Here is a 25013-nt window from a genome sequence, read left to right on the forward strand (position 1 = left end):
GAATTACCGCATCACATTTCCCCGCTAAAAACCAAGATTCCAAACCAATAGAATATGCGAATATCGCCCTAATCACGATGGGATAGTGAGATCTATCAGCAAAAAATAATTTATCAGAGCGCAACGATACCAATACTGCAGGTAATATCATGAGCAAGATTAAAGCTGGCACCCCAATTTTTGGCAGTGAGGGCAAATATCCTTGCAACTTGAACACCATTGCTATGATGACGCCATAGCACAATACTATTACTAAAAAAGATCCAAAAATATATGGCGATAGCGACAAACCAGTATTAATAATCTCCGCCCACTCCTGAAACATTAGTCTTACAGCGATTGGACTTAGCATGCGCCCAAAATACATATAATGACCAATTTCCGTAAGAACCATAAAACCAAGAATCGACACTATACTTGCAGCAAAACGAGGGCGGCCACAAGTACAGATTAATATGCAAACTCCAAATAAAATAAAATACTCTTTATTTTGGATATCTCGGGCTAGTGCGCTGGGGGAAAAAATGATTTCTGGCAGCAGAATCAATGCCGTCATGATAAATGCCGTAGCAAGAGCCAATACCCAACGTGAGGTTATAGTTCGCATAGATTCATATTTCCAACATCCAATTATTTTCATGTTGGATAGGATATAACATCTATATTTTTACGTTGCTTCATCAATAGCATCTTTAAAGATTGTCTAAATGAGCAAATATTACCCACATATTGCAGCGCTAGACCCACTCTTAATTTTTTCCCCCAATTATTCATTTACTACAAACTAGGGTACCCGAAAATATATAGATGATTACCAAACTCTATTCTTGGGTAAAAAAGCGCCCCTGCTTAACTACCGCTCTACTGCTATCACTTAGCCTTCTTCCATGGCTTTGGGGCCGGGGCCTGCAAAACCCCGATGAAACACGTTATGGCGCTATCGCACTGGAGATGATTAATAGCAATGATTTCATCATTCCTCACTTGAATGGCGTCCCCTACCTAGAGAAGCCACCGCTTCTTTACTGGCTGGGGGCAATATCAATCTGGCTAATTGGGCCAAATGAGGGTGGGTTACGTATATGGCCCTTTTTATCGGGGCTTAGCATTGCGGCCTTGAGCGCCTTTGTGGCAACAAGATTTTATGGCAGGGTTGCGGGATTGAATGCTGGTCTGATTGCAGCAACCACCCTATTTATCACCGTCTTTGGTCAAGTTTTTAATATTGATCTACTTGTCTCATGCCTCATTACAGCATCACTAATGTGCTTCTTGATCGGAGCAACATCCAGTGAAAAATCAAGAAAAACTTACTTTATATTGGTGTATTTATTTTGCGCACTTGCCGTACTCGCAAAAGGTCTCATTGGTGTAATTTTACCCTCCTTAGTAATCCTGACGTGGTGCATCATCACTCACCGCCTTGATGTGTTGCGAGCCTGCATAAGCGGTCTAGGTTTAATGTTATTTTTCAGCATAACAATTCCTTGGCATTATTTTGTTGCAATACGTCATGAAAACTTTTTTGAGTTCTATTTTATCAACGAGCATTTTCGACGCTTTACTACTAACATTCACCATCGCAATCAATCCCCATGGTTTCCCCTGATAGTCTTAAGCATTGGAATGCTGCCATGGACAGGATATCTTTATGGGGTGGTGCAAAATGCAATAAAAAATTGGCGTTGCAAGAATAATTTTTCAGAAATTGATAATTTTTTTATTTTATGGAGCGCAAGTATATTTCTATTTTTTTCATTCTCTCACTCTCAACTTCCTGGCTATTTTTTACCATTAATAGCGCCCTTAAGTATATTGATTGGGAAAATTCAAGCCAGCCCGGAAAATAGGGTAATTAATTCAATCGGCCTAGGAATTTCATTTTTCACCATGCTAAGCCTAGCATTTCTAACTGGGCCCTTATCAAGCCACATCCCTTTTTCTGCACAATACATTGGTACATTAGGGTATTTCAGGTGGGTCTTATCAGGAGCCGCATTAATAGCTGCAACGGGTTTTCTGTGGCAATTGATTAGTCCCCGGCGAAACAATATTCGCATTGTTATTGCCTATCTCCCATTTTTATTCTCTCTAAATTACGGGACATATCTTATTCAGCCGAAATCTATTAAGCACTTAATCTTATCCAATAAATCGATCATTCAAAACCATCCGATCGCCATCTACAAAACCTACATCCTAGATACTAATTTTTATTTAAATCGACCAGCTATATTCATAGACATTGTCGGTGAATTGGAAAATGGCTTAAGTATTGCACCAAGACCAGAATTATTTTTGACGTCTCTCGAACTCAGCAGTCGCCTACAAGGAAGTCAACCCATATTTATAGTGCTTCGAGAAGACCGGCTGCCTGAACTGCCTTCCTTAAAGATTATTGATCGACAAGGAGACATCATTCTTGCCACAAAATTAGAAAATTGATTAAGTAGCCCTACTCTATATTCTTCAAATTACTCATCCTGTAGCGCCTAAACTTTTGGACGCAAAACAACAGACCGGAAGCCTTGAGAAGTAAGCTCTTCAAGTAAAAATTTCATAGTAGATATAGTAAATTGAATATCCAAATCATTAATAAGATCATCTTTTATAGGAAGATCATGCATTAAAATCACAGCCCCAGGCTTTAATTGCATTTGCAATAACCTGAGAATCTCATCACGAATTCTAACAATTGGATTTGCATCATTTCCAAAGCGATCGGAAAATGCATGATCCCGAGTTTGCAAACTCCAATGCGCAATTTGACAGCGTGGAATCCAATTTTTTAGTTCACGGTGAACTGCAAATTTTCTATACCCACTATTGAATGGAATTCTTGCCAAATAGATTGAAGGGGTTGGTCTGTATTTCCTCAAAAGAAGTTCACATAGATTCATTGATCGACTTAATTCACCATAAGGCAATTTATCAAGACGCTTATGATCCCAACCATGCGAATAAATTGCATGACCCCGTAAAACAATTTCTTCCACTAATTCTGGATTTTTGATGGCTCTGAACCCAGATAGGAAAAAGGTTGCTTTTCCTTTGTGCTCATCTAATAAATCCAGCAAGGCCAAGGTGGTACAAGAATTAGGGCCATCATCAATAGTAATCGCAACTTCATTAGCCCCTGGATCCGCTAAAGAGCGAATGATCGGGCAGTACATATTAAAAGGGTCCAATTTAAAAAACATATAAAATTCTCAACAATCCCCTATCTAAATAGGAATAAATTTCGATTTTCTTGTATAAATTTTGGAAGTTTTTCAATGGGGTATGGTCGAGTTGTTTCGGGGGCTGTAGTGAAATACTCAAAAACACTTTCATCGAGATACTGCCCACCTATTTTCCAGTCCTCATGAGCAAATGATTCAACCTTATTTCTAAAGAATTTCCAATCGCCCATTGAGGTAAAGTGCCATCCAGCATCCTCAAAATACTGCAAATGATTAAAAACCCCATATTTAATGCGTCCAAGAATCCTAAAAAATAATCTCAGCAATAAAAATTGCTTTGCCCAATTTGGATAAATTCGCTTAACTTTCCTTAACATCTGAGCACCTTTAAAATCCTTATATTCAACCATTCTAGGGCCCAGGCATCGAAATTGGGGAAGTCTTCTATCAGAAAATATCCACTCATAATTTACTGAAAATTGAAACAATGGCATTTCAAATATGGCAATATCACCCCTGATGAAAGAGCTGATGATTTTAGGAAAATTTTTTCCAGAAATAATCTCATCGACATCGGAGATAATCACAAGATCATTGGGACGGGCATCTACCAGGCCTAGCTTTAGCTGATCCCTTTGATAGTATTCTCGCGACCAATTCTTACCACATTTCTTAAAAAAGTATCTTTTAAAACTTTTCTGCGGACCAAGCTTAATATGAATTATTTTTTCAGAAAAACGAGCATACCTATGCTTGTTTTCTTCGTAAAAATATTTTTTGGGAGAGCCCTGAAAAGTTTCACATGACTCCAGTAGCACGAACTTATCCACCACGTCATACATCTCAGTTAACTTGAGCTCCAGCATATCAAGTTCGTTGTAGAACAAAAAGCAGTCATAGATCTTATAATTTTTCTTCATTTTTAAATTCAACAATTTATTTCTTCAAAACCTATGAAGTAATTGACTTATACTTTTTTCGATGCTATTCCTGTCCTCACAAAAAAGTTTATAACTATTTTCTTGTGTCATAGGATATTGCTGCCTAGAAATCTCATCAATCTCACACACCCTGATATACCCTAACGCTTCTAGAGAATTAATAAACGCTCGATTTTTTTTCGAAAAACCTAGTCGCCTAGGAGGTCTAAACACTGTAACCTTACACCCCGCTGCAAGGGCTTCAGAGATCATTGAAATACTATCGGCAGATACCAGCACCCAATCGCACTCCCTTAAGATATCTTCTGACGCATTCGGTGATGTAAGACATTTAAATAAATGTCTTACTCCATCACTCTTCATTAAAGCATCGTCAAAAATACTCAAAAAATATGGCGGAGTTCTTCGGGATGGGGTCCACATAACCTCTAAATCATTTGTCTTTACAAAACTGATTAGCCCCTCACAAATATTCCTTGAGAATTTTTTTGTATAACTGTGCGTATTGCTATTACCACCAACTAATAACCCCAATTTTAATTTTTTAGCGCCTCTATCACAATGAATAAGATCCTCAGTTAGTGCAAATTTTGTTGTCACAATGTTAGAAATATCTTCAATCTTGACCAAGTCATGCTGAGGAGTAATGACTAAACTAAATTTATCTGCATAATTGGCGCCTGGATAAAGTATGGCAATTTTCAAAGCATCCTTATTGCTTGATATTGCACTCATACAAGATGAGGAATATCCACAACTAATAATTAAATCGGGGGAGAATTTTGATATTTCCAAAATTATTGATGGGGTCAGAATCTTGGCGACTAAATTTAATAAGTAATCTGATTTAATCAGGTTTCCAAAAATTATTTTGTAAACAATTTTTTGCAATAAATTATCAAAATTTGTTGTAATAATTTTGCAATCTATTTCTTTTTGGCCAATACCCTTTTTAGCCAAAATACGATTGGTGAGGGCAAATAGAGCCATTGCTTGCTTTCTATGTCCTGCTCTGCCATCATCCAATATTAAGATATTCATAATCAATAGATACGTAATGCATATTTCTGAATCGCTACCACTTTAGCAGACGCTTTCCAGCCTGATATTTAGTTTATTAGGAGGTGTTATGAGTAAGGGTAACATTAGATCCAGAAGGTTTATTATCTCTGCGTGCATCAATTGAAACTACACTTGGGTCATAAGACAATAACAGACCCTCTTCCGTTATGCACTTGGATAGAAAAGTTCTTGCTAACATATTGGCGTGACTGATATTGCTTGGCACAAAATCCAACCTTAATGGGAACTTTTAATGTGGCCATCTTAGATTTATCCTAAAAGTGTGGGGTTGCCTAGTCATTCGATCTTCCAAACAAATTTGCTGCTTGAATTGCAATTTTTATCTGACGCCGATATCGCCGTGGCTCGCACATTAGACTTGCGATACGCCCCACTACTGTTTGAGCACGTGGTATTGCCGGCGGCGATTCGAAAATCTGTTCGAATCGATCCAAAATACGATTCCTATCCACAAATTCGTTCGCCTTACCGTCAATGAATGCAGGTGACTAGAGATATTTCCGATAAAGTAGATCATTGCGGTCCAACTCGACCACAAACTCAACCACCTGGTCCAAGTTACGGAATTCGTGGGCGTTGATGAAAGCGCCAGCGTTGAATTCTTTGTCGATAAGCGGATTGCCCCAGTAGATAGGCACGGTGTTACCAATGAACGATTCTGGAAGCTTCTCAGTCGTATACCCAGGATAACTTTCGTTTTCGAAAGCAATATTGAACTTGTAATCCATTAGAAAAGCGATTTTATCGGGTACAAGATAGCCGATATTGTTGCGAACCTTGCCGCCACAATCCACAGGTTTATAGCGAGATAGTTTATCAAGAAATTGAATACGCTCCTTCGCCTTGGCATTTGAGTAGATAAAAGCACAGAAGCGATTTTTACGTGTTATCAAGGCTTCAACATCGCGCGTTTGCAGCAGCGGCGATGCATCCCAAATGGCGTAGTAAGGTAATCTAAAGTGCCTTGGATCGTCGGAATAATCAAAACTAAAAGCCCAATCGCACAGAGAATAATTGGGCCGAACATTCTCACCCGTATAGAAGATCCGTATACCGCTATGGCGAATAAAATTGGCGCCAAAACAAGAGAACAACAAAAAGTCTGGATTGTCACAAATTACCAGATCGAAACGCTGTGACAGCAACTTATAGAGCGGGTTATTGAGCTTGGCTTCTAGGGTATCCGGATGCCAGAAGTCTGAGAAGTTAATGTGGGTTTTACGTTTCATATGAAAGATAAGGACGAGCAAGGACTATTATGAACTAGCTTCAGTAGGCACCAACTTAAGCGAACTGCACCGGACTCAGGTGGCCCAGGATTAATGATATATTTCATTAACATACTCAATTAATTCCAACCTTTAAAAAGCTAGGCATTAACCGTTACCTAAAGTAACACTCAAATAAAAACCGCTCTTCGGAGTGGCTTTTATTTCTGGTGGGCCCATCAGCACTTGAAGCTGGAGCCAAAGAATTATGAATCCTCTGTTCTAACCAACTGGAGCGGATGAGGGGAGTCGAACCACTGACACAAGGGTTTTAAATACCCTCCGATTGGCGGCTATTGGCCGTTTTCTGCCCCCTAAATCACTAAAACTTCTGATTTCGAACGGCTCTTGTCAAGCTTAAAGCAGACTTAGATTGCCTTTCGCCGGGATATCTCAATTTACGCATCTGTTGCCAACAATTGACTTGATGTGTCAGCCGTTCAGAGCGTTACTGGTGTTGTTATCCCAATAGTGGGGTAACAAACACTAGGAGCAATCATGCGCACTGCAATAAGCAAAAAAGGCATCACTAAGTCCATAAAACCTACTACCAAATTCATCTCCAAAAAGACCGCCCCAAAGAAAGTAATTGCAGCAGCAAAAACAAAAGGAATTGAGCCAATAGCCCCTTTGGTCAATCCTGCCCCAGCAACCCCGGGATCACCCAAGTCCAAACAATCCCAACTGATTGCCCTACTTAAGAATCCACAAGGAGTGGAAATTAAAGAACTGATGAATGCTACCGGATGGCAAGCGCATTCAGTGCGAGGGGTCATTAGTGGGGTGATTCGTAAGCGCCTGGGTCTTACCGTCATCAGTCAAAAGATGGATGGAGTACAGCACTATCGGATTGAAGTAGCTTAAGTTCATGCAAACGCAACTTGCAGCACTCATGCAATTGAACCGAGCTGAGTTGATGGCGCGCTGGCAACAATGCTTTGGGGTGCCAGCACCCCACCTCTGCCGCACGCCACTGATGCAACAAGCCATTGCTTGGCATCTGCAAACCAAAGCCTTAGGCGGATTGAGCTTGCTCGAGAAGCGTCAAATTAAATCAGATGCAATCACTCTAAGCAACAAACCCAGCAAGGGCTCTCGCCTGGTTCGGGTCTGGCAAGGCAAGACACATCAAGTCACTGTTTTAGAAAGCGGCTATCTTTATGAGAACCAAACCTGGAAGAGTTTGTCAGCGGTTGCCAAACACATCACGGGCACACCTTGGTCTGGTCCGGTGTTCTTTGGCCTCAAGAAATCCACAAAATGAGTAAAGTAACTTTACGCTGCGCTATCTACACCCGTAAATCGTCTGAAGAGGGATTAGAGCAAGGCTTTAACTCTTTGGATGCGCAGCGAGAGGCCTGTGAAGCCTTTGTACTATCGCAGCAGCATGAAGGCTGGAAACTCATTCCTACGTTCTATGATGATGGTGGTTACTCGGGCGGGAACATGGATCGCCCTGCTCTGACGCAATTGCTTTTTGATATTGATCAAAAGAAAATCAATGTCGTCGTGGTTTATAAAGTCGATCGTTTAACGAGGTCCCTAGCGGACTTTGCCAAGATCGTCGAACAGTTTGATGCTAAAGGCATTTCTTTTGTCTCGGTAACCCAGCAGTTCAATACGACTTCGTCGATGGGCAGACTGACACTCAACGTATTACTTTCGTTTGCGCAATTTGAACGCGAAGTGACTGGCGAGCGGATCCGGGATAAGATTGCCGCCTCTAAAGCCAAAGGCATGTGGATGGGTGGAACACCACCCCTTGGGTATGTTGCTAAAGAGCGCACCCTAGAGATCGATGAGGAACAGGCTAACTTAGTTCGCCATATTTACGAGCGCTACTTAACCCTAAAATCCGTTAGATTACTAAAACAAAAGTTTGATCAAGAAAGGATTACTACTCCCAAGCGATTGACTAGTACGGAGCGTCAATATGGCGGCAGACCTTTTTCCAGGGGGCATCTGTATAAGATTTTGTCCAATCCCGTTTACATTGGCAAGATTGTCCACATTGATAAAGTCTATGAGGGACAGCATCCAGCCATCATCAACATAGCAACTTGGGATGCCGTACAAAATCGATTGCAAGGCAATCATCAGGGAGAGCGTAAACGCAAGGCAGCACCATCGAATAGTCTATTGCTGGGATTAGTCTTTGATGAAGCAAGGCAGCGATTGGTGCCATCCCACAGTCAAAAGCACAGTAAACGCTATCGCTATTACATTTCTGAATCATTAAATAAAACTAGTCGCAAAGATACTCCCGACGGCATCCGCATCCCCGCGCCCGAACTCGAAACACTGGTCATTCAAGAGCTTGCCGCTTGGTTAGAAGACGAATCGACTGTATTGGCATATTTAGATCCACCAGCTCATCAAGTACAAGAACTCACTCGAGCTATTCATAACCACTTTGAACTTCTCAAGCAAGAGGGTATTGAGCGTTACACCTTTATCCATCAACTCGTAGAACAAGTTTGTGTTTTACCAAACCAAGTGCACCTAACAATTAAACCCCATATTTTGCTCAACGCCCTACCTACTCAAGAACCCCTCACCCTGATTGCCCATACCCAGATTGAGCGCTGCGGTATGGCGATGCGATTGCTCGTTGGCAACAAGCGTATCTGTCCAACACTCGATACCAATCTGATGCAAACCATTCGTAATGGGCAACATTGGTTAGAGCAGTTAACCAGCGGAAAAGTGAAATCCCTTGGCGAGCTTGCTTCTCAATTAGGACTGACTACCACCGCAGTCACCAACATGATCTACCGGGCCTTTTTAGCGCCTGACATTATTCGATCCATCATGAGCGGCACACAACCAGTCCACCTCACCGGTGACTTTCTAAAAAAGCAAGGGCCACTACCTCTGGATTGGGAAGATCAACGCCAATTACTGGGTTTGAAGTAGGCCAAAGCCAACCGTCTTTCATGCTCGCTGAGAGAAGTGCTCAAGAGAGGCCAAAAACATGCAGCAAACCAACCCAAGAGAATGTAAAAACCAAAAAGCCCCGCGGTGTGCAGGGCTCTTAGCAAAATACCTATATAAATCAATAACTTACAGACTATATGGCGGTGGACATAGTCACCACCGATATTGTCTCAGCATCCCACCCTGCTTACAGGGAAATTTACAGGGTATTTAGCAAAAATTGGGGCCATCTATTAGCAAAACCGCGTGAGAAACCCGTGTCCATCCAATTCCTAAAAAGATCCGCTAATTTTGAACAGGGAAAAACAGGGAATTTACACAATCCCCAATTATGCGTAGGCCAATGGATCTAACATCCGTTGCTCTTGCAGGCTTTCTTGCATGATTATTCCTCTTGAGCACTTTACAGCGAGCAGCATCCCCCTGAAATCAATCTATCACATAAAGCAACAATAGATATGAGAAATTAGTTATAAATCGTATACTCATAAAAGCACCGTTGGAAATATTTGTTCACCCACATCGCCGGATAATCATATGTCACATGAAATTTCAATAGCAAATCACATCCCCATTAGAGATGCCGGTTTTGATGAGTACTGGCTTCAAGATCAAATCTGGTCAAATCCAGCATCACTAGGGCTTGGAGATTTAGATGCGCTCCAGAAAGAGCGGCCTCAAAATTCAGGTGGACGTGTCGATATTCTTCTTAAAGACCCCCAAGATGACTCAATGTATGAAGTTGAAGTTATGCTAGGGGAAACTGATGAAACGCATATTATTAGAACAATAGAGTATTGGGACAACGAAAAAAGACGGTGGCCAAAACGTCAACATTATGCAGTTCTTGTGGCCGAATCCATTACAAGACGATTTTTTAATGTAATCCATCTTATTAGTCACTCGATACCAATTATTGCGATCCAGGTAGCAATCATCGAGTCAAATGACCATAAATCACTCTACTTTACGAAGGTTTTAGACACATATGAAGAGGTTGATGATGGCTCATCAATTGATGAAATTGAAGTTAATAGAGAATTTTGGAATAAGAAAGCCAAATCAACAGTTGATGTGGCTGATACCCTTCTCGAGATCACTGGTTCGCATCTACCCGACTCTAAAATTAGCTACGTAAAAAATTATGTAGCCCTTAATGTCGGTAGAAATAATTATTTTTGGCTCCATAAACGTAGCGGAAATAAGTCCTTGCTTGGATTTAAAATTGCGGACCACCTGGCGGATGAGGCAGAGTCCCTTTTAGATAATGCAAAAATTTCCTTTACAAAGAAACCTAAAAAAATCCTTATAACAGTAGACCAAAGCATTATTCAATCAAATTCAGAAATTTTTATAACATTAGCATCGCTTGTTAAGCGCACTTGGGAAAAAACTGCCTAATGCTGATTGAACATCAAATTTATCTAGCATTACGCTCTAAAGCGTAAAACAAAAATCATAACTCACATCACAATCATCATCCATATTGCACGTATGATTAAGAATGAATTCCCATTCAACCCAAAAATAATCGAATAGCCCCATTAAATACCTCGCTGGAGTTAAAAATGACGAAAAAAGAGGCCTTTACCTTTGATATCTCACTGAGCGTACTAAACCATTTGGGGCGCTCCCTTTACAGGAGTTTCGCCACCGTCCTTGGGGAAGCAATCTCGAATGCATGGGATGCTGACGCGAAAAATGTCTGGATCTTTATTGACCGTGAAAAAGGTCAATTTTTTATCAAGGATGATGGCATTGGCATGAGCGCTGAGGATTTTCAAGAAAAATTCTTAAGAATTGGATATTCAAAGCGCAAAGATAATCATCAGAAATCAGCGGCTGGTCGCCCCTTCATAGGTAGAAAGGGAATTGGGAAGCTTGCCCTTTTATCATGCGCCAAGAAAATATCTGTTATTTCAAAGATGAAAGGCGGGAATTATGTTGGCGGCGTCATTAACAATCAGGGTCTGGATAAGGCTATTACGGAAGATTTAACCCCCAATCAATATCCTTTGGAGACCTTTAGGCTAACCACATTCAAAAATTACACGAAAAACCATGCTCACGGAACGATCATTTTCTTTGACGAAATTCATGAAGGAATTAGGAGCACTTTTGATTTTCTCGGAAAGGTTATCGCCCTTTATTTTCGGTTTTCCTTACTAGATAAATCATTCAATATTTATTTAAATGGAGAGAAAATAACACATAAGCATTTAAATGATCTTGCAAAGAAAACGCAGTTTCTATGGAAAATTGGCAATAGAAAAGATCCTTATGTTACAGGGCTTGAGAAGGATTTTTTTGCAAAAGAAAAAGGTCAGCATGAATCAAAAGAAATAAGCATTTCAGATACCAGCGGCTTTATTGCCTCAGTCGAAAAGCCAAGGGACCTAAATATTCTTGGAACAGGTGATCGCGTAGGGATTGATCTATTTGTTAATGGGCGCTTGAGGGAGCGAGATCTTCTAAAGCATATTCCAACGGCTCGACTTGCAGAAAGCTACCTGTATGGGCAAATTCACTTCGACAAGTTAGACACCCCAAAAGTTGATCGCTTTACCAGCAGTCGCGAAGGAATTGTGGCTGATGATGAAGAGTACATAAAGTTCTTGGCAAAACTAAGAACACAACTTCTGGCTATCGTTGGAGATTGGGATGCTTGGCGCATTAAACTTAGACAGGACGGAGACCCTGAAAATGATAAGGTGATGACTCCTATTGATAGAAAATCTCGCAGCCTATACAACGAAGCGTTAAAAGGATTCGAGTTACCCAAAGGGTCTCATGGAAAAACCAAAGTAGATAAATGGGTTGATGAATTTGGAGCTGATGCCCAATATAACTTTTCTTCTTATGCAGAATGCTTTATTGCCGAAAATCTAACCAGGAAGTATATTAAAGAAAAGAAAGTGATTCTTTCAAAGGAGGCAAAGGAAAAGGTTTCGGAATACAAAAGAAAAGAACAGGAAGCAAAGAATAGCGCCAACATAAGCATTGAACTACGCCGATCTAAAGATGACCTGAACTATCTTGATATGGGAGCTCTTGCAAATCTTGCTGATAAAGCTAATGACAGAATAAAGGATGCAGCCCTATCCAGAGATGCAACTGAATTCAAACCCATGCGAGATGCCGTTGCCCATACAGCTCTTTTAACAGATGCAGCCAAGACACGACTTTCCACCGTAAAAGAGAATATCAGAGGTCGAATCAAGACCCTTCTTAAAAATGGTCTTTGAGGATCTGCAACTTACCTGCGCACTTTTAGTCATACATGTCGCAAAAGCTTCATAACAAAAAAGAGGCGCCGTCTACTATCTACAGGTATATGTGAATTAATTATTTAACTACGTTTTGAAAAGAGTTGCGGCTATTAATTTTACAGATAGGCATAGGTGAGACATATGAAAAATACCGGGGAATGTAATGAATGTGAAAAATATGCTCAACAGCATCATAACTATTGCCGAATGTGTGGATACCATCTAACCAAATCACACACTCAATATGCTCGCATATCCTCAGCTTACTTCACCAATGAAAAATTTTGCGGTTATTGTGGGGGGCCAAAGAATAGTTGTTCATGCAATAAGTAAATTGCTTTAACTTCACTAGAAATTAAGCAAAAGAAACATCAGGTTGAATATTCTGATACATGTTGCAAGATGCTTCTAGCAATTGCACGCCCAAGATCAACCGGCACAGCATTGCCAATCATGCGCCCTAAGGCGGTAAAGTTCACCGCATCATCTTTGCGAATAAATTTATACCCCCTTGGGAAGCCCTGAAATATTGCCCCCTCCCTCAATGAAATTGCTCGATTCTGCTCTGGGTGACCAAATCGCCCAGTACCAAAACTGTAAAACTGCGTAGTCATTGTTGGTGCGGGCTTATGCCACTCCATCCTTCCATACACCCCTGAAAACGTTTTTCCAGACTCGGCTTTATGGCATTCAAGCAATAGCTGCTTTGGCCAATCACGCCATGTACCACCAGGCCTTGAAGCTTTTATTCGTTCATAATTAATTTGTGATAGCGACCTTGTGGCATGTAAAGGGTCTTTGGCCGAGCTTCGACCCGCTTGAATTCTTTCTAGCCTCCCGATCACCTCTTGCACTGTTTTTTGTTTTTTCTGAGTGGGATCTATGAATTTAATCTCTCCAAATAAAGAAGCCAAAAGCACCATCCGCTTTCTAGATTGTGGCGCGCCATATAAGGAGCTATCAACAATTCCATGCCAAACATAATATCCCCTTCGTTTCAACGAGCGCACAAAAGAATCAAATACTTCATGTTTGTAAACTGAAGGCACATTCTCCATGGTAACTATCTCAGGAGATGACTCTTTTATAAGACGGGAGAATTGCTTCAATAAACTCCACTTATCATCTCTTTTAACATCATACTTCTGCGCATACGTTGAAAATGGTTGGCATGGCGCACAACCCGCCAATACACGAATTTTGGATTTTCCAAACAGCTCATTTAAATCGCTACCAGAAATACTTGCGACATCTTTCCCAATAAATTGGGCCTGATTATTAATTTCATATGGGTACTTGCAAGCTAAATCAAGATCAATTCCAGCATTAACCTTTAATCCTTCCAGCAAAAAACCATGGGTCAATCCCCCCACGCCACAAAATAAATCAATTGCTCTAATTTTTGTATTTTTACTTTGCATTCCAAACCCTTAAAACTAAGAAACCAGCTAACCATTAACATTGCAGTAAACTCACAAACTTAACATCTTTAGGTGATAACATTTCTGAACGATAAGGCTCAAAAAAGCCCCTATGGCAACTCAGGCAATCCAAGCTCTTTTAAGAATTTATTATGAGCCTTTTTTGCACTTGTAATTTGAGCCTCTAGGTCAATCAAATTTGCGTTTACCAGGCCTAGATCAATCTCCTCATCCTGTATCACTGTGCTGATATACCGAGAAATATTAAGGTTGTAGTCATTTTTCTCAATTTCTTCCATTGAGACGCGCTTTGAATAACGATCTTCCTGATCACGAAATTGATAGGCATGAATAATCTTATCAATGTGTTCTGGCAAAAGCTTATTTTGGCGCTTACCCTTTTCAAAATGCTCAGCAGCATTGATAAAAAGGACATCATCAAATTTCTTGCACTTTTTGAGCACCAAAATACATACCGGAATTCCGGTGGAGAAGAATAAGTTAGCCGGTAAACCAATAACCGCATCAATATTGCCATCTTTTAATAACTTAGTGCGAATGCGTTCCTCTGCCCCACCCCGAAATAAGACGCCATGCGGCAAAATAATTGCCATAGTGCCCTCATCGCTTAAAAAATGAAGGCCATGCAGTAAAAATGCGAAATCAGCAGCGGACTTCGGTGCTAAGCCATAGCTCTTAAATCGAAAATCATCTCCCAGAGACTCCGAAGGTTCCCAACGGTAGCTAAATGGTGGATTAGCCACAATCGCATCGCACTGGAGCTTCTTGGCTGGATTCATCTCATTCAATAGATCCCAGTCATTCTTAAGTGAATCACCGTGATGAATCTCAAACTCCGTATCTTTGACGCCGTGAAGCAGCATATTCATACGGGCCAAGTTATAAGTAGTGATGTTGGATTCTTGGCCATAAATCTTGCCAATACCATGGGCGCCGAGCTGCTTTCGAACATTGAGTAACAAAGATCCCGAGCCACAAGCAAAATCCAATACCTTATCGAGCTTTTTCTTTTTACCAGCGGCAGGGTTTTGACTGTCGAGTGTCACTATTTCAGATAGGATTCTTGAAATTTGCTGTGGGGTATAAAATTCCCCCGCTTTTTTGCCTGATCCTGCGGCAAACTGCCCAATCAGATACTCATAGGCATCACCCAAAATATCACTGTCAGTAGAAAACCAAGCGATTCCTTCGGCAATTTTAGAAATAATCCTGCAAAGCTGAGTATTGCGCTCAGTATAGTTTTTACCCAACTTATCTGAGCTGAGATTTATCTCGGAGAACAAGCCTTGAAAGGTGCTGTCAAAGGATTGATTTTCAATATATTTAAAGCCACGTTCTAAGGCATGGAGCATTTCACCATCTTGCACCCTAGCTTGCTCAGCAATGCTACTCCATAGAAATTGCGGCTCAATTACATAGTGCACCTTGCGGCGCATTTGCTTTTCAAAGTCAGCAACATCTTGGGTATTATTTTCATACCAAATCGCCAAAGGGGGACGCTTATCGCCTTCTTTCGTCTTTGGGTAATCTTTGCCCAACTCTTTCTCGGCCGCCACCTCATAGTTATCCGATAGATAACGTAAGAACAAAAAGGAGAGCATGTAATCGCGAAAATCATCCGCATTCATGGACCCACGTAGGTCATCTGCAATGCCCCAGAGGGTTTTACCTAATTCTTTTTGATCGTGCTCGGTCATGCTTGGCTCGCTACTGTTGTTTCATTAAGAAAAAGTTCGGGGTTAAATCGGTAGTTATCCATAAAATCCCTGAGAATGGTTTTGAAGTACTGTTTATTTTCATCGAGCATTTGGACTGGCTCAAATAGCGAATAGTCCCCATGACTTAAGACGTTAATCATGCGGGTATGCAATATTCCATCCACATCATCTTTGCCTTGTTTAATACAGGCCGAAAAATTCTTAAAGCCGTGAAAAGATGCTGCCTTTTCTAAAATACTACGCAAGATATTAAAGTGATAAGTGTAGAGCACACCTGAATCAGAGGCCTCTTTTAATTGTTTAAGCAAAGCTACATGATGGAAAAATGGCGTTTCATCCGTGTAACGCAAAATGTATCTATTGGTTACCTTCTCAAAACTTAAGAAATAAGGTTGCAAGGGATTGTCTTTCCCTCTCCTATTCAACTCATTCCACATCACACTAAAAAAGAGAGCGTGATGGGATGATATAACTACCTTGATTTTATTGTCTTGTTTAAAAAGCAGCTGCGCCAAGTGGCTAGCCACGGCGATGGCATTATTGTCATCCAACGAAGAGATGGGATCATCAATATAAAGATACTTTACCCAAGCGTAAGCTTCTTGCTCATCAATAGCAAGCTGAGCCACAGCCAGAAAGAAACACCAGATGAAAATATTTTCCTCGCCCCGTGAGACCTTAATGTGCTCTACCATTTGCAAGGTGCCGTTAACTTCAATCTCACGAGTAAAGTTAATTGTCCAATTTGTATAGTCAATCTTAAAATCAAAATCAGCATATCTCTGCAACAAAGGGCGTATGCGATTTTCCATTTCCAACTCTTGCAAGCCACTGAAAAAACGTGAATCCTGATTTAGGCGCAAAATACGATGAGCGTCATTCCCTAGATCGTTATCCCAAATAAATAGATCTTCAGTAAAAGCATTGAAGTACAAGGTATCGCGCCGATCTTCCCGCCTTCCAGCATCCTTAAATGCCATTGAAAGCCGGGTTTTTCCAGTACCGTTATAGGCAAAGAGCAAGACATACTTCTTGTCTTTTAATTTTTCACGCAAATGAGTGACCAATCCATTCAAATCGAGAAATGAAATGCTGGTCATAACCCAACCCCATCAACAAGAGGAAATAATTGTTGCATTAAAGATTTTTTATGGCTCTTAAGCACCCGTATCTTTTTATCTTGTTCGGCAATTATTTCATCAATAGAAGACAGGCAATAAGCAATTTTTTCTTGCTCATCTTTAGCTGGCACTAGCATTGGTAAGTTTTTCAAATCATCAAGGCCAATACGCTTTCTGGTAGAGCCCGTAGCTGTCTTTTCAATTAATGCCCGAAATTGGCTAGAATTAATCAATGAGTAGATAAAGTATTTACTATGCCTTTGCTCATCCACCACCAAGCGAATGCCGTCGGAACACATTACGTATTTAGGGTGATTATCGGGAATCAGGCAGGCGCGACCCACTGGATCACCCATCTTTGAAAGAATAATTTCGCCGGGATATATATTGTTGCTTAAAAGCTCTCTTGCCTTTTCTTCCGAAGTAAAAATCTGGTAATCATTGATAAACCGTCCATCACCAATATTTTGTAATTGAATGACTCGAACACCGTCGTCTACGTAATCTGAGGCTTTGAGATTGGAGCCAAATGGGCCGCCAATAAAACTCCACTTTTTAGCCCTATCAGCGACATCAATGAGCTTAATTTTTTTCCATGGGGCGGCATTCTTAAAATCAGAAAAACGTAACTTAGGGGCCCCCTCACCTTCAGTGGGAAGTAACTCTTGTATCAAGCCTTTTTTATGATTCTTCAACCCATTTAGTTTTTTTTCTTCCGTAGCAATCAACTCATCTACTGACGACAAGCAATCTGCAACTTTTTGCTGCTCGGTATAGCCGGGAAGCGCAAGTGGTAACAACTTAATAATGTCTGCATTTAAATTTTGCACTCCACTTCCAGCGGAATAATTTAAAAAATATTTTTGACTATCCGGAGATAGAATGAAGTAATAAAGAAAATCTCTACTCGTCAGTTCATCAATTTTTGTAACCGCTATCCATCCATCATGAATGCATGATTTAATTTTCAGAATATAAGGACGCCCAAAACTCATCGAGTTGGACATAATCAAATCACCAGGATTAACCTCCCTGGTTTTGCTTAGTGCAGTAACAAGTACTTTTTCTCTTGTATGAGTTACATATTTAGCATCTTGATCAACATCGCCTATCTTTAGCCAATTCAAACCATCAATATCGGTAGTGATAAATTCATCTATAGGTCGCGGTGATCCGCCACGCAATATTTGAGAAACATCCTCAAGCCTTTTAAGCTGCCAGTCATTCGACCCATTAAAGCCAGGAAAACGCAGCTTGGGAATGAGTTTTATGCCCTTGTCACTCATATGCTGCTAATCCTGAAATCTCACGCCCTTGCGCCAACTTTTTTAACAACGGAATCAAATCCTCCATAAGCGCTAGTTCTTTTTGGGTACGAGCCTTCCAGCCTAGATCCAACGGCAAAAGCAAATTGCTTAAATACTCACCATCAAAAATCATACGGCTCATAATGTCATGCACAAATGCCTGCAAGGATTTACTGTTTAGACCATGTAGCTCTGCAATTCTTTCCAGGTCTTTGCCGGCCTTGGCTGCTTTAAATTCCTGATAACCATTTCGTATAGCTTTTTCATCAAGAGTCTCCCCCACTTTCAAGCTATTGATATAAGAAATAATATCTTCACGCTCATCCATTAAATTAGCGCTAGAGCTAATAAGCTCTATCAGCTGACCACGTGTCATCTTTTGCTTACCGGCGGATTGTGTTGATTTGGCAATTAAGTCCATGATGTAGTCGTAATCGATCACAGCCGATGAAAAAAGAACGAACTCAAAATCTAACTGTTTTAGCTCTTCCCCTATATCCTGATCTTTATTCTGTTTTTCCTTAAGGCGCTGGGCAGTCTCAAGATACATACCCTTAAAACTACGCATCACCTCTTCTGGTAAGAGCAGCTCTACAGCCACCTTACTCTCTTCCGCTAAATCGGTATATTGATCCAGCTGAGTCTTTAGGCGCTGCACCTCCTTAAAGTGATCAATAAACTGCGCTCGAGCGCTATCACCCTTAAGGTTGGCAACTTGCGCAGGCACACAATCCAACCCCTGAGACTTCATGAAACCCTCAAGTTGGGTCACCGCAGTTTTCAGCTTATCGACAACTACCGGGGCTGGGTCAACCAACCAGATTTCTTTTGCTCGATTTTGGTCTTTACCTGAAAAAAGTTGAATAGCTTCGTCAACTTGATTTTCCTGACCCCGAAAATCAAGGACATTGCCCCAAGGCTTAGTGTCATTTAATACGCGATTAGTACGGGAGAAGGCCTGAATCAAGCCATGATATTTGAGATTCTTGTCAACATATAAGGTATTGAGGTATTTGGAATCAAAACCAGTTAGCAACATATCTACAACGATAACAATATCAATTTTATTTTTACGAGCGTAATCTTGATTGGAATATTTTTGATCTTTAATACGTTGCTGCACATCCTGATAGTACAAGTCAAACTCATTAATGGTGTGATTGGTGCCGTATTGAACGTTGTAATCGTAGATGATCTGAGTTAACGCCTTCTTCTTCTCATCTGGTGCATTTTCATTGTCAATTTTTTCTTGCGGCAAATCTTCTTGGATTTGCTGCACATCCTTATTGCCCTCAGCCGGCGGCGAAAATATGCAAGCAATATTTAAAGGGGTAAAGCCTTCATCCTGAGCTTGTTTTTGCGCTTGCAAGGCTTTAAACAACTCATAGTAGGCAATAGCATCATTAATAGAGGCGGTTGCTAACACCGCATTAAAACGACGTGAGTTAGTAGCAGCATCATGCTTGCTCAGAATTTCTTTAATTACCGCCTCAGGTGGAGGCGTTTCCCCTTTCTTGAGCTTGCCCTTGCTTTTATCGTCTTTGCCAAAATAATCAATATGAAAACTTAAGACGTTTTTATCATCAATCGCATTCGTAATCGTGTAAGCGTGCAGCTCTTTTTCAAAGATATCTTCAGTGGTTTTAAAAGCGCCGATAGTTCCATCAATTTGCTTGTATGTAGCATTTTCTTCAAAAATAGGAGTACCCGTAAAACCAAATAATTGTGCTTTAGGGAAAAATTCTTTAATGGCTTTATGGTTTTCCCCAAACTGGGATCGATGACACTCGTCGAAAATAAATACCACCCGCTTATTACGCAGAGGCTCTAGACGTTCTTTATAAGTAAGCTCGCCTTTTGATTTGTTATTCAGATTACGTCTGCCATTTTCATCTAAGGCAAGTCCAAGCTTTTGAATAGTGGTCACAATGACTTTATCGGCATAATCATCTGACAGCATGCGTCGCACCAAGGTTTCAGTATTGGTATTCTCCTCAACACAGCCATCTTGAAATTTATTAAACTCCTCGCGAGTTTGTCGATCCAGGTCTTTGCGGTCGACTACAAACAAACACTTTTCAATATCAGGGTTGTCTTTAAGTAAGGTTGACGCCTTAAATGAGGTAAGTGTTTTACCGCTACCTGTGGTATGCCAAATATAGCCATTACCGCGATTTTCATGAATGCAATCAACTATCGCCTTAACCGCGTAGATTTGATAAGGGCGCATAATCATTAGCCGCTGCTCACTAGCAACCAAGACCATATAGCGACTGATCATTTGTCCCAGAGTGCATTTAGCCAAAAACTTCTCAGAAAAATCATGCAAATGCGCGATTTTTTGATTATTTTCATCGGCTAACTGATAAATCGGCAAAAAACGTTCATCCGCATTAAAACTAAAATGCTGGCTTTGATTATTAGCAAAGTAAAGTGTATTACTCTGATTACTCACAATGAATAGCTGCATAAAGCACAATAGCGTATTGGTATAGCCATTACCGGGATCGTTTTTATAAGCAACGATCTGCTCCATTGCTCGGCGTGTGGATATCTGATAAGTTTTCAGTTCAATCTGCACCACAGGCACGCCATTGATTAACAAAATCACGTCGTAACGATGGTGACTGTTATTCGTATTAATGCGCAATTGATTAATTACTTCAAATTCGTTTTTGCACCAATCTTTAATATTCACCAAAGTAAATTGCAGCGGGGTACCATCTTCGCGAATAAAGGTATTGCGCTCCCGCAAAGTTTTAGCAGCAACAAACACATCTGCATTAGTAATTTCATCACGCAGGCGAGCAAATTCCGAATCAGTTAATTTAACTTGATTCAGGGATTCGAATTTAGAGCGAAAATTTAGCTCTAAAGCTTCCCGATCCCGAATATCCGGCCGGTAGGTATATTTGAGCTGCTCCAGCTTTTCGATAAAGCCTTTCTCAATTTGACTTTCCGTCAGCGTCATTTAAGCCCTTAATTTATGCATTATTTTCTTTAAACACCCTAATAATAAGGGGTAATAGCAACCACGCCTAAAAGGAAGTGGGGCTATTTATAGCCAGCAATAGCATCCTCTAATTGCTCAATTACCTTTTTACGCAAACTAACTGGCGCCAATACTTCTACAGCCGAGCCATACTTCAAAATATCCATGACAAGCTCAGGATCCTGGTTGTAATTAAACTCCAAGATGTAATACCCTTCCCCATCAAAATATCCCACTTGATCTTGGTGCCAGATTTCAGTTGAGATCCAACGAGCCTGCTCGGGGGTAAAGCGTAACTTAGCCCGCTTATTGGCCTTACCTGAAAAGAGTCCATAACTTTCCCCAAAATAGTCTTTAAGCTCTTTTTCGGGCACTTCTTTTGCCTTCTGATTCAAAATAACCGCACTATGAATGCCATCTACCGCAAAGCTACGTAACCCATCTCGCAGATGGCAATATGCATCGAGATACCAGTTGTCTCGATAATAAATGAGATGCTGGGGCGAAACCTCTCTTTGCGTAGTTTCATTTTTGACTTTAGCGTAATACGTGATTTGCAAACGCTGACGATTGAGCAAGGCGCTACCCAACTCAGCAAAACTTTGAACGGTGGTTTTGCGCTGAGCCATGGGTAATACTTTGATTCGCTTACGTAATTCTTTTGCGGATGCTTGATGTTGCCCTAAGATATTGTCGATGATTGTTGAAAGTGGTTCTATGTGAGGACCAATCAAACCGCCCTTATCCAAAGAAGCAAGTAATTGATGCATTAAGGCCAAAGCTGTGGCTTCTTTCTCGCTAAACCAAAGTCCTGGCAACTCTATCTTCTGAACATCATCAAGACTCTCAAAACGATAACCGCCTTGAAAGCGATCAAATACGATCGGGGCATTTAAGCGACTGCGCAGATACTCTAAGTCTCGTTTAAAGGTGGCTTTGGAAATTTCCAGTTCATTCAAGAAATCGACAAGCGGAACACACTTTTTTGCCTGCAAAAGGTAAGTAATGCGGTGCAAGCGCTGCATATCACTCATCAAGACCTCTTCAATTTATTGATTCCTTATCAGTCTACCTGAGTGACTCATTCCTTGAGCCTTACATGACCCATGCGCCAGCATGTTGATCACAAAAAGGACATGATTTCCACTAAGTCCGATCCTGACCCACCCTTAAACATACTTTCTTTATTACCGCACAACTCTTTTAGGACATCCTGAAAAGGGATGAGCTCTATCTGGTGCCCAGCAATCAACTGAAGCTCAGTTGGGTGCCGCACATTACCGTGCACAAAATAATATTTCCATTCAACTCCAGGACAAAGATGGTCACGCACTTCCCTCTTTTTCTTGCTCGTAAATTTCTTCTCGACCCACTCTTCCACAGATTTCTCTAATACCGAGTCTTCCCTAGAAAATGCTGATCCTCTGGCCTTGCCAAGCTCTTTGGATTGCTCAGCCGTTAATTTGGAGATGTATGAGATGGGATTGGTGCTGACCTGCACTTCATAGTGACGAGCTTCAATACCGCCATCAGTCTTACAAATTGCCAATAGGTCAATTTCATCGACACCAACCTTAATGCCGCGCATCGTAAAAAATCGATTGCGATTTAACCACTCCTCGACCAATGTTTCTGCTAATAAAGCCATAGTTTCCTCATATATACCGCACTCATTCCCAACCAACCATTAAGTACTCAATTTATAAGGCTCAAGCAAATTCAGAACCTCTTTGTTTGCAATTTCTGAAACGCTGTAATTTTTGTTTTCAAGCCAACTGGCTGTTTCGGTATAGATTTTTCGATCGTTTAAGGCCTTCACGATTTCATCATGGGGAAATACATACCAAGCATCTTTTAATGGAAATGCAATATGTAGATCTTTATCTGCGTATTTTTGATCAATTGTGAAACGCCCTTTTAGCTGCACCTTTAGAAAACTCTCGCCGTTCATTGACTGCGCAATGAAATCCGCCCCTTGCCAATCATCAGATAACTTAATGGTGCCGTAACCATAATCCGCCAACACTGCAGATATCTTTTGAAAGTTGTATTGCTCCTTTTGCCTGGCATTTAATGCTTCATATTCAATCTTTATTAGCTTCAGACTATCCATTTTTCACCTCATTTTTATAGGAACTTCTTATTAATACTAAGGAAGTCTTAGTGTAATAGCCAGTAAAAACTAAGATTATCTTAGGCATGGTTAGCCCTGCTAAAGACACCACCCTCCTTGCCAAGCGACTCAAAAGTGCTCGCGAGCGCATCAAGATCTCCCAAATGGAGCTAGGGGTCCGCGCTGGCATTGATGAGTTCTCGGCTTCTGCCAGAATTAACCAATACGAACGAGGCAAACACGCGCCAGACTTTAATACCGCGAAAACCTTGGCTAAAGTCCTGGGCATACCCACCGCCTATCTGTATTGCGAAGATGAATCGCTTGCAGAATTAATTGCGCTTTATGGGCAACTATCAGCTTCCCAGAAAAAAGCGGTTTTGCAGTTCGCCAAGTCACTCTAAGCTCCGATACGCATCAACACCAAAACGCCCATACTGCAAATCCGTAGGCAAATACACCGTACCAGTTAATCCTAGGCGATTGCTGACCATGGTTAATTCGGCACGACCAATGTCCTTGCTTTGCGGGTGATAGACTTCATCTCGATATAAAAAGAGCAAAGCATCGGATTGCTGCGCCAATGCCACGCTTGGTAAATCCGTAAAGATGGGGCGCTTATTTTCTCGCTCTTCGGCTGTTCGCTTCACACCAGATAAAACCAATACCGCCACATGAAGATCTTTGGCTAATTTTTTGAGTAAATACATGACCTTTTCATAGGCAGCGTCCAGGCATTTTTCCTGTTTTTGCAGGTATGCATGATCTAAATCGTCCACAATCACCAAAGCCAAAGGATGCTCTACTGCCTGATGGCTAGCGAACTCTCTCACCCTCTGGCAAAGAGTATCTATATCAATATAGGAACAATGTATGAGGTGCAATGGCGCATCTTGCAATTGTTTTATGGCTAATGCAAAGCGTCCTTGCTCATCTGGCGATAACTTGCCCAGTTGCAACGCCCTAGCTTGAATACCCCCAATTTGAGATGCCACCCGAATCGCTAACTGCCAGATTGGCATACCTAAGCTCATGTAGAGCACAGTACGATTTTGAGAAAGACTGACATTAGTGGCAATATTTAAAGCCAGCGCAGAGCGCCCCATTGATGGTCGACTCGCTAATACTGTTACCGCCCCTAAAGCCAAACCACCGAAAGACTCATCAACATTAGCGAGCCCCATTTTTAGAAAATGGGGCTCGCTAATGCCTTGGCTTGCACCTTGGAGATGCGTCCGCAGGCTCTCCAAAGCATCACCAATAGTGCATGACCCCTCTTGGAATAGTCGATTCTGATTGATTGCAGCCGGTGACATTCATAACTCCGTTAAAGAATGCACCTACTGTGGCATATGGCAGGCTCATAAAGTGAGCTAGCGGTAACTATTTTAAAGAAAGCCCTTCTTTGTCGCTATTTGCTGACGCCTTTGGGCTAATTTGCACATATAAGGTGGTGTCGCCTTCCAAAGCGACTGGCTTTGCTTTTGGCCAAATCAAATGAATGACTAATTCAATCAACCTGAGAACTGCCAAGAGTCCAAAAGCCATTGCCACCAGCAATAAGATCATTGCCATGTATTACCCCTAAAAGAATCTTCGGCATTGACTATGCCATACCTAAAGCTCATACAATGAGCCTA

Annotated in this window: 22 protein-coding genes; 8 read left to right on the forward strand and 14 right to left on the reverse strand. The window is 41.1% G+C overall.

Translation table 11 applies throughout. From position 1 onward, the window contains the following. Positions 1 to 807: 807 nt before the first annotated feature. Positions 808 to 2445 carry a glycosyltransferase family 39 protein gene (locus tag ICN11_RS00060; RefSeq protein ID WP_216228585.1) on the forward strand — a complete coding sequence of 546 codons (1638 nt, stop codon included), beginning with the start codon at positions 808 to 810 and terminating at the stop codon, positions 2443 to 2445. A gap of 47 nt (positions 2446 to 2492) precedes the next feature. Here ICN11_RS00060 and ICN11_RS00065 read toward each other — a convergent pair whose 3' ends face one another. From ICN11_RS00065 to ICN11_RS00075, 3 genes are read right to left on the reverse strand one after another with little or no spacing between them, the layout of a single operon-like run. Beyond that, entirely contained in the window at positions 2493 to 3173 is a 681-nt protein-coding gene (locus ICN11_RS00065; RefSeq protein ID WP_216228586.1) for a polysaccharide deacetylase family protein, read from the reverse strand. 47 nt (positions 3174 to 3220) lie between these two features. Continuing rightward, positions 3221 to 4102: a hypothetical protein gene (locus ICN11_RS00070; protein ID WP_216228587.1), complete on the reverse strand. Its 882-nt coding sequence runs from the start codon at positions 4100 to 4102 to the stop codon at positions 3221 to 3223. 24 nt (positions 4103 to 4126) lie between these two features. Then, a complete protein-coding gene (locus tag ICN11_RS00075) occupies positions 4127 to 5164 on the reverse strand; it encodes an ELM1/GtrOC1 family putative glycosyltransferase (RefSeq protein WP_216228588.1) in 1038 nt (345 codons plus the stop codon). Positions 5165 to 5474: 310 nt separating this feature from the next. Here ICN11_RS00075 and ICN11_RS00080 point away from each other — a divergent pair, with 310 nt between their 5' ends. Next, on the forward strand, positions 5475 to 5684 hold the full coding sequence (locus ICN11_RS00080) for a hypothetical protein (RefSeq protein WP_216228589.1): 210 nt from the start codon (positions 5475 to 5477) through the stop codon (positions 5682 to 5684). 10 nt (positions 5685 to 5694) lie between these two features. On the opposite strand, the gene ICN11_RS00085 is transcribed toward ICN11_RS00080, so the two are convergent. Further along, positions 5695 to 6435 carry a glycosyltransferase family 10 domain-containing protein gene (locus ICN11_RS00085; protein ID WP_216228590.1) on the reverse strand — a complete coding sequence of 247 codons (741 nt, stop codon included), beginning with the start codon at positions 6433 to 6435 and terminating at the stop codon, positions 5695 to 5697. A gap of 537 nt (positions 6436 to 6972) precedes the next feature. Between ICN11_RS00085 and ICN11_RS00090 the strand changes: the two genes are divergently transcribed. The 5 genes from ICN11_RS00090 to ICN11_RS00110 all read left to right on the forward strand — a co-directional run bounded on the left by ICN11_RS00090 (position 6973) and on the right by ICN11_RS00110 (position 12656). After that, positions 6973 to 7338 (forward strand): DUF3489 domain-containing protein, encoded by a 366-nt coding sequence (locus tag ICN11_RS00090; RefSeq protein ID WP_216228591.1) that lies wholly within the window; start codon positions 6973 to 6975, stop codon positions 7336 to 7338. A gap of 4 nt (positions 7339 to 7342) precedes the next feature. Next, entirely contained in the window at positions 7343 to 7738 is a 396-nt protein-coding gene (locus tag ICN11_RS00095; RefSeq protein WP_216228592.1) for a DUF2924 domain-containing protein, read from the forward strand. After that, positions 7735 to 9390: a recombinase family protein gene (locus ICN11_RS00100; RefSeq protein WP_216228593.1), complete on the forward strand. Its 1656-nt coding sequence runs from the start codon at positions 7735 to 7737 to the stop codon at positions 9388 to 9390. Before ICN11_RS00095 ends, ICN11_RS00100 begins: the two co-directional genes overlap by 4 nt. Before the next feature lie 558 nt (positions 9391 to 9948). Continuing rightward, positions 9949 to 10812: a hypothetical protein gene (locus ICN11_RS00105; protein WP_216228594.1), complete on the forward strand. Its 864-nt coding sequence runs from the start codon at positions 9949 to 9951 to the stop codon at positions 10810 to 10812. Positions 10813 to 10979: 167 nt separating this feature from the next. Continuing rightward, positions 10980 to 12656, forward strand: a complete 1677-nt coding sequence (locus ICN11_RS00110) for an ATP-binding protein (RefSeq protein WP_216228595.1) — start codon at positions 10980 to 10982, stop codon at positions 12654 to 12656. A 395-nt stretch (positions 12657 to 13051) separates the two neighbouring features. Here ICN11_RS00110 and ICN11_RS00115 read toward each other — a convergent pair whose 3' ends face one another. The 8 genes from ICN11_RS00115 to ICN11_RS00150 all read right to left on the reverse strand — a co-directional run bounded on the left by ICN11_RS00115 (position 13052) and on the right by ICN11_RS00150 (position 23373). Continuing rightward, the gene (locus ICN11_RS00115) at positions 13052 to 14101 is read right to left on the reverse strand and encodes a DNA cytosine methyltransferase (RefSeq protein ID WP_216228596.1); all 1050 of its coding nucleotides are present in this window, start codon (positions 14099 to 14101) and stop codon (positions 13052 to 13054) included. Positions 14102 to 14211: 110 nt separating this feature from the next. Next, on the reverse strand, positions 14212 to 15819 hold the full coding sequence (locus ICN11_RS00120) for a type I restriction-modification system subunit M (RefSeq protein WP_216228597.1): 1608 nt from the start codon (positions 15817 to 15819) through the stop codon (positions 14212 to 14214). Next, the gene (locus tag ICN11_RS00125) at positions 15816 to 16940 is read right to left on the reverse strand and encodes an AAA family ATPase (protein ID WP_216228598.1); all 1125 of its coding nucleotides are present in this window, start codon (positions 16938 to 16940) and stop codon (positions 15816 to 15818) included. The genes ICN11_RS00120 and ICN11_RS00125 overlap by 4 nt, the downstream gene beginning before the upstream one ends. Next, positions 16937 to 18247, reverse strand: a complete 1311-nt coding sequence (locus ICN11_RS00130; protein ID WP_216228599.1) for a restriction endonuclease subunit S — start codon at positions 18245 to 18247, stop codon at positions 16937 to 16939. Before ICN11_RS00130 ends, ICN11_RS00125 begins: the two co-directional genes overlap by 4 nt. Then, positions 18240 to 21239 carry a type I restriction endonuclease subunit R gene (locus ICN11_RS00135; protein ID WP_216228600.1) on the reverse strand — a complete coding sequence of 1000 codons (3000 nt, stop codon included), beginning with the start codon at positions 21237 to 21239 and terminating at the stop codon, positions 18240 to 18242. Before ICN11_RS00135 ends, ICN11_RS00130 begins: the two co-directional genes overlap by 8 nt. Positions 21240 to 21322: 83 nt before the next feature. Continuing rightward, a complete protein-coding gene (locus ICN11_RS00140) occupies positions 21323 to 22294 on the reverse strand; it encodes a YafY family protein (protein ID WP_216228601.1) in 972 nt (323 codons plus the stop codon). An 89-nt stretch (positions 22295 to 22383) separates the two neighbouring features. Continuing rightward, positions 22384 to 22908, reverse strand: a complete 525-nt coding sequence (locus ICN11_RS00145) for a hypothetical protein (RefSeq protein ID WP_216228602.1) — start codon at positions 22906 to 22908, stop codon at positions 22384 to 22386. 39 nt (positions 22909 to 22947) lie between these two features. Then, positions 22948 to 23373, reverse strand: coding sequence for a hypothetical protein (locus ICN11_RS00150; RefSeq protein ID WP_216228603.1), 426 nt, complete (start codon positions 23371 to 23373; stop codon positions 22948 to 22950). A gap of 86 nt (positions 23374 to 23459) precedes the next feature. Here ICN11_RS00150 and ICN11_RS00155 point away from each other — a divergent pair, with 86 nt between their 5' ends. Continuing rightward, a complete protein-coding gene (locus ICN11_RS00155; RefSeq protein ID WP_216228604.1) occupies positions 23460 to 23777 on the forward strand; it encodes a helix-turn-helix domain-containing protein in 318 nt (105 codons plus the stop codon). Here ICN11_RS00155 and ICN11_RS00160 read toward each other — a convergent pair. Both ICN11_RS00160 and ICN11_RS00165 read right to left on the reverse strand, forming a co-directional pair. After that, the gene (locus ICN11_RS00160) at positions 23769 to 24689 is read right to left on the reverse strand and encodes a DnaB-like helicase C-terminal domain-containing protein (RefSeq protein ID WP_216228605.1); all 921 of its coding nucleotides are present in this window, start codon (positions 24687 to 24689) and stop codon (positions 23769 to 23771) included. The genes ICN11_RS00155 and ICN11_RS00160 overlap by 9 nt on opposite strands. 67 nt (positions 24690 to 24756) lie before the next feature. Next, entirely contained in the window at positions 24757 to 24948 is a 192-nt protein-coding gene (locus ICN11_RS00165; protein WP_216228606.1) for a hypothetical protein, read from the reverse strand. Between the last annotated feature and the right edge of the window lie 65 nt (positions 24949 to 25013).

The organism is Polynucleobacter sp. 78F-HAINBA, from assembly GCF_018882325.1.
GTDB lineage: Bacteria > Pseudomonadota > Gammaproteobacteria > Burkholderiales > Burkholderiaceae > Polynucleobacter.